Genomic DNA, 8,684 nt, shown 5'->3' on the forward strand with positions numbered 1-8,684 from the left:
GATGCGGCCCAGGCGCGACGTGTCCCTCCCGGCGGAGCACAGGTAGCCACCGAGCACCTCGCGCTTCACCCCCTCCTCGCAGGTGTGGAAGATGGCGGCGTTGCGGATCCAGGACTGGACACCCTCGACCGCCTGGACCGCGGCGCTGCGCAGCGACGTGAAGCGGACGGTGTGGGGGGAGGCGTAGTTGAGCGTCTTGTAGCCGAAGAGCAGCACCACGCTCACCACCAGGAGGGCGGCGACACCACGACGACGCCTGCTGGTGGGTCGGGCCACGACCTGTGGCGGGGCGGGCCTGGTGTCCGGTCGCAGTTTCATCCCCGCACCCACGTCATCCGCTTGACGGTCACGATCGAGTAGAGGATCAGCCACGACAGCACGAGCGTGGACAGGAAGCTCATCAGCGGTCGGAAGACCCACCAGGCCCGGTTCACGGTCTCCTCACGTCGGAAGGCCAGGCCGAACATGGTGCCGATCAGCAGGATGCCCAGCAGGTACGAGACGCCCGACTCGATGTTGCCGTGCAGCGGCAGGTACACCACGTGGCGGAAGGCCACGATGGGCCCGGCGAACACGAACAGGGCGTGCAGGTAGTACGCGACGACGGCGAGCGCCGGCCGGCGCCAGTAGAACCCGCCGGTGAAGAAGAGGTTCCGCACGAAGCTCTTCTTCCACCGGACCTGCTGGTGCAGCAGGCCGGTGAAGCTGTGGGGGACGACCGTCCACGCTCGCATCGACTTCGAGTACACGCTCGTCCAGCGCTGCCACGGGTAGACGGTGGCCAGGAAGGGTGACCCGCGGTGCCGCTCCTGGAGCAGGCGTGCCCGTGACGGGCCCATCAGGGCGTATGCCGTGAGCGACCTGTCGGTGGCGAAGCGGAACTCCTCCCCGAGGAAGCGGTCCGAGGTCCAGGCGGGGATGTAGTTGTAGATGGTCTCCCGGCGGAAGACCGCCAGCGGTCCCGACACGCACGTCACCGCGCCGAAGGCGCTCTCGAAGGCCTTCCGGACGGAGAACTGTCCCTCGTACCACGTGTCCTGCACCTTCGTGAGCAGGCTGTGCTCGGCGTTGAGCGCCCGGCAGTGCCCGCTGATCGCCCCCACCTCGGGGTGGCGTTCGAGGATGCCCACCGCCCGCTCGACGGCGTCGGGCGCCCACACGGAGTCGCTGTCGGAGAACGCGAAGACCTCACCCGAGGTCTCGAGCAGGGCGACCGCCAGCGCCTTCTTCTTGCCGACGTTCTCCTCGAGGGTGATCACCCGGATGCCGCACTCGTCCGCCAGGGACGCCAGTCGGCCGGCGGTGTCGTCGGTGGAGGCGTCGTCGACCACGACCACCTCGAGGTGGGGGTAGGTCTGGTCGACCAGGGACCGGACGCACTGCTCGATCACGAGCTCGTCGTTGTGAACGGCCACCAGGCACGACACCAGCACAGGGGCAGGTCCCGCGGCGTGCGCGTCCGTGGGGCCGATTGCTGGTTCCGGAGCGACGGCCCGACGCGGCGCCACACGGGTGAGGGCGGGGTCCTCGTAGCGCAGGAAGGAGACGCACATCTGGAGGAAGACCACCGCGGTGACGGCGACCCCGTAGACGTACAGGGCTGCGTTGCTGTCCGGCAGCCGGAAGATGATCTTCGTCAGGAGAAAGGCACCCAGCATCGCCAGGATCAGGTAGCCCCCGTGCTGGACCCGCTCGCGGGCCAGGCGATGGCGGCCGCGAACCGGCGTCGGGTGGGCGACGGCCGGCGAGGGAAGGGACCGGAGCGACATCAGGGGAGGTGGGTGTTGGCGCTTGGCGGGAGGCTGAAGGTGGCGTCGAGCACCAGGGAGTCGCCGTCGAAGAGCTGGGTGTCCATCGCGTCGTGGTGGCAGCAGACCACCACGAGGTCGTAGCTGTCGGCCCGCAGGTCGCCCGACACCGACGAGTACAACCGGTCCCCGACCCGGACCGACGGGACGATCGGGTCGTAGACCGAGACCTGGGAGGCGCGGCGAGCGAGCCCCTCGATGATGTCCAGGGCGGGGGACTCCCGCGTGTCCGCCACGTTCGGCTTGTAGGCCAGCCCGGCAACCAGGACGTGCGAGCGGGAGAGCGTCTTCCCCGCCCGGTCGAGCACCTCCGTGGCGCGTTCGACGATCCGGGCAGGCCGGGTGGAGATGTCCTGCATGGCCGCGGAGATCACCGGGGGGTGCACGTGCTCACGTCTCAGCTGCCACAGCAGGTAGTGGGGGTCGCAGGGGATGCAGTGCCCGCCGACGCCGGGGCCCGGGTAGAACGGCATGAAGCCGAACGGCTTGGTCGCGGCGGCGTCGATGACCTCGACCGGGTTCAGGTCGAAGCGCCGGCACACGTCGGCGACCTCGTTGGCGAGGGCGATGTTCACGGCGCGGAAGGTGTTCTCCAGGAGCTTCACCATCTCGGCCGACTCCAGCGACGAGACCAGGTGGGTCACCGGGCAGGACCTGCGCAGGACGTCGGCGGCGCGCAGGGCGCACTCCTGCGTGACGCCGCCCACGACGCGGGGAACGCTGGCCAGGTCGAACGCGTCACTACCGGGGTTGATCCGCTCCGGGGAGAAGGCCACGAAGATGTCCTGCCCCACGCGGAGCCCGCGGCGGCTCAGCGGCTCGACCAGGAGGTCGCGGGTGCACCCCACGTAGCTCGTCGACGTGAGGATGAGCACCTGGCCGGGCCGGGCGCAGGCCACCACGGTCGCGCAGGCGGTCCGCAGCCAGGTGAGGTCAGGGGTCAGCGACGCGTCCACTGGCGTGGGCACGCACACGATGACCGCGTCGGCCTCCGCCGTGGCCGCGACGTCGGTGGTGACCACGAACCGCTCTGGGTCCCTGCGGGCGGCCCGGAGTCGCCGGCGGTCGTCGGGCAGCAGGTCGGGCTCTCCGTGCCTGATGCGCGCGACCCGGTCGGCGGACACCTCCAGGCCGATCACCCTCATCGCGCCGTCGTACATCGCCAGCGCTGTGGGAAGTCCCACGTAGCCGAGCCCCATCACGGCAATGGTCGTGGTCTCGGTCCGCCGACGTGCCGACGGCGTGGAGACGCGGCTGTCCAGCGTCATCGTGTGGTTCCCTCCAGGTGGAGGACGAGGGCAGGAAGCATCGGCGGGCGGACGGGCCATGGGCCCGCCTCTGCACCGCGTGTGTCAGGACCCCTCGGGCGGCCTTCGAGCCATCCCTGTCGCCACTGCGCTGGGGCCGGCGATGTCGATGGGTCCATCGTGTAAAGCCGACCGGGGAGGCACGCCCCCACAATGGGTGAAAGGTTTCTACGTCAACCAACCGGCATGAGGGGCCTGCCTCCTTGTGCTCGCCCGGCATCATGGCCGGCGACGCGGGGACCCGTCAGGCTGGGGCAGCTGGTGCTTCTTCAGGCGTACTTGGCCGGGATGCGGGCGCCCGTGCTCAACACCCGGCAACCATGGGCACCTGGCCCCCACAGGCCGTGACGCTGCTGCTTTGCCTGCGCTTGTATGCAGGGCTCTCGGGCGCCCCAGTGCGCCCCAGCGCGCCCCGGCGCGGGCAGCGGCGAACCGCTGGCGGACACTTCCTGAACCAGCGGTTCGCAGCAGCCCTGGGTGGCCCGCGTGGCCCCGGTCGGCCCCGGGACCGGCTCGGCTGTCGGCGTCAGCGCGGGCGGACGAAGACGTCGGTCTCCCCGGTCGCGGACTCGATGTCCTGGGCGGCCGTGTCGAGCAGCTCATCGGCCAGGTGCCGCAGGGCACGCGCCACCGCGACCTCGTCGCCGATCCGCGCCGTCGGCTCGTCCTCCTGGCTGCGGTGGCTCTCACCGCTCGCCGTCAGTCCCGCGGGGGCATCGGCGACCAGCACGACCTTGGCGGTCGTGTCGTCGCCGGTCTCGAAGATCGACACCCTCACCTGCCACTCCTTGACCGGCTGCGGCGTCGGGGCGGGGGGAGGGGTCTCCGCGCCGTGGCCGGCTCCGATGCGCAGCACCGAGCCGGGGCCCGGGTAGAGGAGCCCGGTGTGGCCATCGCTCCAGCGCACCAGGTACGGCGGTTCGCCGTTCCTGCCGCGCACCTCGAGCACCTCGCCGTCACGGGTGGGCCGGTCCACCTGCTCGCCTGCCAGGACGATGCGATCACCTTTCTGAGCCTTCATCCTCAACACCTCCATCGGAGCCACAACGACCACTTCCGAGTGTCGTCCAAACGTGCTCGGGAGGGGAGGGGCCAGAGGTCCCTACGCACCTTCCCGCAGAGGCGGTCTGCCCGCCGATACGCGCTTTGCCCGATCCGTGGGTCGCCGCCGGCGGGATACCGTCGCCGGTGATCAGACGTCCGCCCGCAAGGCGGCGGGTCGAAGGCCGGAGCACCCCCTGCTCTCCGGCCTTCGTGCCGTCCCGGCATCCGTGCGGGGGCTCGGCCGCTTCCCCGGGTGTCCGGGCGGTCGCTCAGCGGACGCGGGCGCCCCAGCCGGAGGTGCGGGACGCCACGGCGAGCTGCTCGGCGAGCTCCTCGTGTCCCGCGCGCACCAGGCCCACGGTGACGCGGATGTGGTCGCCGTCCCCGGGGAGCAGGCTGAACGGCGTCCCGGGGGCCACGCCGATCCCCTGCCCGGACAGCCGCATCACCGCGGCGGTCTCGTCGTGCACGGGCACCCAGATGTTGAGGCCCTCCGCCCCGGCCACGTCCACGCCGTGGCGGGCCAGCGCGTCGACCACCGCAGCCCGACGACGGGCGTACTCCTGCGTCGCCGATGCCACGGACTCGACGGCGGCCGGGTCGGTCAGGAGGGAGTGCAGGATCCGCTGGAGCAATCGGCTGCTCCACCCCTGGCCGAGCTGGCGCTGCGCCGCCAGGGACCGCAACAGCTCGCTGGGGGCGCTGAGCGCCGCGAGGCGGAGGTCCGGCCCGTGGGACTTGGAGAACGACCTGATGTATGCCGTGTGGCCGGGCAGCCACCGCGCGAGCGTCACGGCGCCGGCGGAGGTGGGGGCGCTGGCGGAGTCGTCCTCGACGACCAGGGTGCCGGTGCCGTCGAGCAGCCGGGCGAGGGCCCGGGCGCGGCGCTCGGACAGGGTCACGCCGGTGGGGTTCTGCGCGCGAGGCTGGAGGAAGACCGCGGCCACCGGGGTCGCCAGGGCCTCGCGCAGCCCGTCGAGGCTCAGCCCCTCGTCGTCGACCCGGACGGGCACCACCTGCGCGCCGACCGACTCGAGCAGGTCGACCAGCGGCGGGAAGCAGGGATGCTCCACCACGACCCGGTCCCCGAACCGCAGCCTCGTGCGAGCGATGAGGTCCATGGCGTCCATGGCGCCGTCGACGACGGCGAGCTCGGTCGCGGCATACGGCCACTGCGCCAGCAGCACCTCCGCGAGGTCGGGCAGGACGGGATCGTCGAGGTAGCTGCCCGGCGTGCCCGCCGTCGTGAGCTCCCGCAGGGCGGGGCCGAGGCTGGGCAGGAGCTCGGCGTCGGGCACGCCGGTGGACAGGTCGAGGGCGAAGGGCGCCTGCCGCTCCAGGACCTGCTGGTAGCGGCCCGGCCTGGCCACCCCCTGGGCGAGGACGCTGGTGCCCCGTCGGCCGTCGGTCCGTACGACGCCGGAGCGTGCGAGCTGGGCCCAGGCCGCGCTGACCGTCGTGGGGGAGAGCGCCAGCTCGGACGCGACGGTGCGGATGGGGGGCAGCTTGTCGCCGGGTGCCAGCGCGCCGTCGTGGATCACGGCGGTGACGGCGTGGGCCAGGCCGCGGGCCGTGGGCTGGTCGAGACGCTCCTCGATTGCGGACAGCACGGCCTTCATGGTTTGTAACATAGCAACTATAGGATTGTCTCACCAGAGGACCAGACGTACTGTCGGAGCATGACGACGCACATCCCGCACTGGATCGACGGCCGTGAGAGCCCGGGCGCCTCTGGGCGCACGGCCCCGGTGTTCAACCCCGCCACGGGGACGCAGACCGGGGAGGTCGACCTCGCGAGCGCCGACGAGGTCGACGCCGCCGTCGCCCGGGCCACCGCCGCGGCCCGCGAGTGGCGGCAGTCCTCACTCTCCCGCCGCTCAGCCGTGCTCTTCGCCTTCCGTGAGCTCCTCCACCAGCGGACCGACGAGCTCGCCGCCCTCATCACGGCCGAGCACGGCAAGGTTCTCTCCGACGCCGCCGGGGAGATCGCGCGCGGGCTCGAGAACGTCGAGTTCGCCGCCGGGGTGCCGCAGCTGCTCAAGGGCGGGTTCAGCGAGCAGGCGGCCTCGGGGGTGGACGTCTACAGCATCCGCCAGCCGCTCGGCGTCGTCGCGGGCATCACGCCCTTCAACTTCCCGGCCATGGTGCCGTTGTGGATGTGCGCCAACGCCATCGCCTGCGGGAACGCGTTCATCCTCAAGCCGAGCGAGAAGGACCCGTCGGCGTCGCTGTTCCTCGCCCGGCTGTGGCAGGAGGCGGGGCTGCCCGACGGCGTGTTCACCGTCCTCCAGGGCGACAAGGAGGCCGTCGACGCGATCCTCGAGCACCCCGGCATCGCGGCGGTCAGCTTCGTCGGCTCGACCCCGATCGCCAAGTACATCTACGAGACCGGGACCGCCCACGGCAAGCGGGTCCAGGCCCTCGGTGGCGCCAAGAACCACGCGCTCGTCCTGCCCGACGCCGACGTGGACATGGCGGCCGACGCCGTCGTCTCCGCGGCCTATGGTGCGGCCGGCGAGCGATGCATGGCGCTGTCGGTCGCCGTCGCCGTCGGCGACGTCGCCGACCCGCTGGTCGACGCCATCGCAGTCCGCCTCCCCAAGCTGAGCATCGGCGACGGCGCCGCGCCCGGCACGGACATGGGTCCGCTCATCACCCGGGAGCACCGCGACCGCGTCGCCGGCTACATCGGTGCCGGCCAGGAGGCCGGGGCCACGGTGGTCGTCGACGGCCGTGACGCGACCGTCCCCGGTGACGGCTTCTTCCTCGGGACCACGCTGCTCGACAACGTCACGCCGGAGATGACCGTCTACACCGACGAGATCTTCGGCCCCGTCCTCGGTGTCGTCCGGGTGGAGACGTACGAGGAGGGCCTGGCCCTGATCAACGCCAACCAGTACGCCAACGGCACGGCGATCTTCACGCGCGACGGCGGGGCCGCCCGGCAGTTCCAGTTCGACGTCGAGGTGGGGATGGTCGGCATCAACGTCCCGATCCCGGTGCCGGTCGCGTACTACTCGTTCGGTGGGTGGAAGGACTCCCTCTTCGGCGACACCCACATGTACGGTCCGGAGGGCATCAGCTTCTACACACGTGGGAAGGTCGTGACGTCACGCTGGCCGGACCCGGCCACCTCGAGCGTCGACCTCGGCTTCCCGCGCACCCGCTGACCGGACAGGACGGCACACCGATGACCGACACCATCACCACCCTCGCGGGCGTCCGGGACGCTGACGAGCAGCGCGTGCGCCGCGACGACCGCGCCCACGTCTTCCACTCCTGGTCGGCGCAGGGGCTGATCGACCCGCTGCCCATCGCCGCCGCGCAGGGGTCGTACTTCACCGACTACCAGGGCAGGCGCTACCTCGACTTCTCGAGCCAGCTCGTCAACGTCAACATCGGCTACCAGCACCCCAGGCTGGTGGCCGCGATCCAGGAGCAGGCCGGCCGCCTGACCACGGTGAGCCCGGCGTTCGCCAACGACGCGCGCTCCGAGGCGGCCCGGCTGATCGCCGAGATCGCCCCCGGCGACCTGAACATGGTGTTCTTCACCAACGGCGGCGCCGAGGCCAACGAGAACGCGCTGCGCATGGCTCGCCTGCACACCGGCCGCCACAAGGTCCTCGCGGCCTACCGCAGCTACCACGGCGCGACGGCCGGCTCCATCGCGCTGACCGGCGACCCTCGGCGCTGGCCGTCCGAGCCGGGCCTGCCCGGCATCGTGCGCTACTGGGGTCCCTACCCCTACCGCTCGGCCTTCCACGCCCAGAGCGAGGCGGAGGAGTCGGAGCGCGCGCTGCAGCACCTGCGCGACCTCATCATGGTCGAGGGCGCGCACACCATCGCCGCGATCATCCTCGAGACCGTCGTCGGCACGAACGGCATCCTCGTGCCGCCGCCGGGCTACCTCGAGGGCGTGCGCGCGATCTGCGACGAGCACGGCATCGTGATGATTGCCGACGAGGTCATGGCGGGCTTCGGCCGCTGCGGCGAGTGGTTCGCGGTCGACCACTGGGGTGTCGCTCCGGACCTCATCACCTTCGCCAAGGGCGTGAACTCCGGGTACGTCCCGCTCGGCGGGGTGGTGATCTCCGAGCGGATCGCGGCCTCGTTCCAGGACCGTCCGTACCCCGGTGGCCTGACCTACTCGGGCCACCCCCTGGCCTGTGCCTCGGCCGTCGCGTCGATCGGCATCTTCCGCGACGAGGGCATCATCGAGCACGCCCGCGACCTCGGGGAGACCGTCATCGGCCCCGGTCTGCGCGACCTGGCCGAGCGGCACCCCTCGGTGGGCGAGGTGCGTGGGCTCGGTGTCTTCTGGGCCCTCGAGCTCGTGCGCGACCGGCGTACCCGCGAGCCGCTCGTGCCGTTCAACGCGGCCGGCGCGGACGCCGCTCCGATGAACGAGTTCGCGGCCGCCTGCAAGGAGCGGGGCCTGTGGCCGTTCACCCACTTCAACCGCACCCACGTCGTGCCGCCCTGCACGACCACTGCGGACGAGGTGCGGGAGGGCATCGCGATCCTG

Annotated in this window: 7 protein-coding genes; 2 read left to right on the top strand and 5 right to left on the bottom strand. The window is 71.6% G+C overall.

Going from position 1 to position 8,684, the window contains the following annotated elements; translation table 11 throughout:
- The 5 genes from VIB11_RS04060 to VIB11_RS04080 all read right to left on the bottom strand — a co-directional run.
- On the bottom strand, window positions 1-318 hold a 318-nt coding region (locus tag VIB11_RS04060; RefSeq protein WP_332028609.1), incomplete at its 3' end, for a hypothetical protein.
- On the bottom strand, window positions 315-1,769 hold the full coding sequence (locus VIB11_RS04065; protein WP_332028611.1) for a glycosyltransferase: 1,455 nt from the start codon (window positions 1,767-1,769) through the stop codon (window positions 315-317). The genes VIB11_RS04060 and VIB11_RS04065, both read right to left, overlap by 4 nt.
- Window positions 1,769-3,076, bottom strand: coding sequence for a nucleotide sugar dehydrogenase (locus tag VIB11_RS04070; RefSeq protein WP_332028613.1), 1,308 nt, complete (start codon window positions 3,074-3,076; stop codon window positions 1,769-1,771). The genes VIB11_RS04065 and VIB11_RS04070 overlap by 1 nt, the downstream gene beginning before the upstream one ends.
- A 565-nt stretch (window positions 3,077-3,641) precedes the next feature.
- Window positions 3,642-4,136 carry a DUF1918 domain-containing protein gene (locus VIB11_RS04075; RefSeq protein ID WP_332028615.1) on the bottom strand — a complete coding sequence of 165 codons (495 nt, stop codon included), beginning with the start codon at window positions 4,134-4,136 and terminating at the stop codon, window positions 3,642-3,644.
- 292 nt (window positions 4,137-4,428) lie between these two features.
- Entirely contained in the window at window positions 4,429-5,778 is a 1,350-nt protein-coding gene (locus VIB11_RS04080) for a PLP-dependent aminotransferase family protein (RefSeq protein WP_332028617.1), read from the bottom strand.
- Between the two features lie 60 nt (window positions 5,779-5,838).
- Here VIB11_RS04080 and VIB11_RS04085 point away from each other — a divergent pair, with 60 nt between their 5' ends.
- Together VIB11_RS04085 and VIB11_RS04090 are read left to right on the top strand one after the other, a co-directional pair.
- Complete coding sequence (locus VIB11_RS04085; protein WP_332028619.1) at window positions 5,839-7,329, top strand: CoA-acylating methylmalonate-semialdehyde dehydrogenase; 1,491 nt, start codon at window positions 5,839-5,841, stop codon at window positions 7,327-7,329.
- A gap of 20 nt (window positions 7,330-7,349) precedes the next feature.
- Window positions 7,350-8,684 (top strand): aspartate aminotransferase family protein (locus tag VIB11_RS04090; RefSeq protein ID WP_332028621.1); only part of this gene is annotated, 1,335 nt, incomplete at its 3' end.

The organism is Pedococcus sp. (assembly GCF_036554925.1).
In the GTDB taxonomy this organism is placed as follows: domain Bacteria; phylum Actinomycetota; class Actinomycetes; order Actinomycetales; family Dermatophilaceae; genus Pedococcus_A.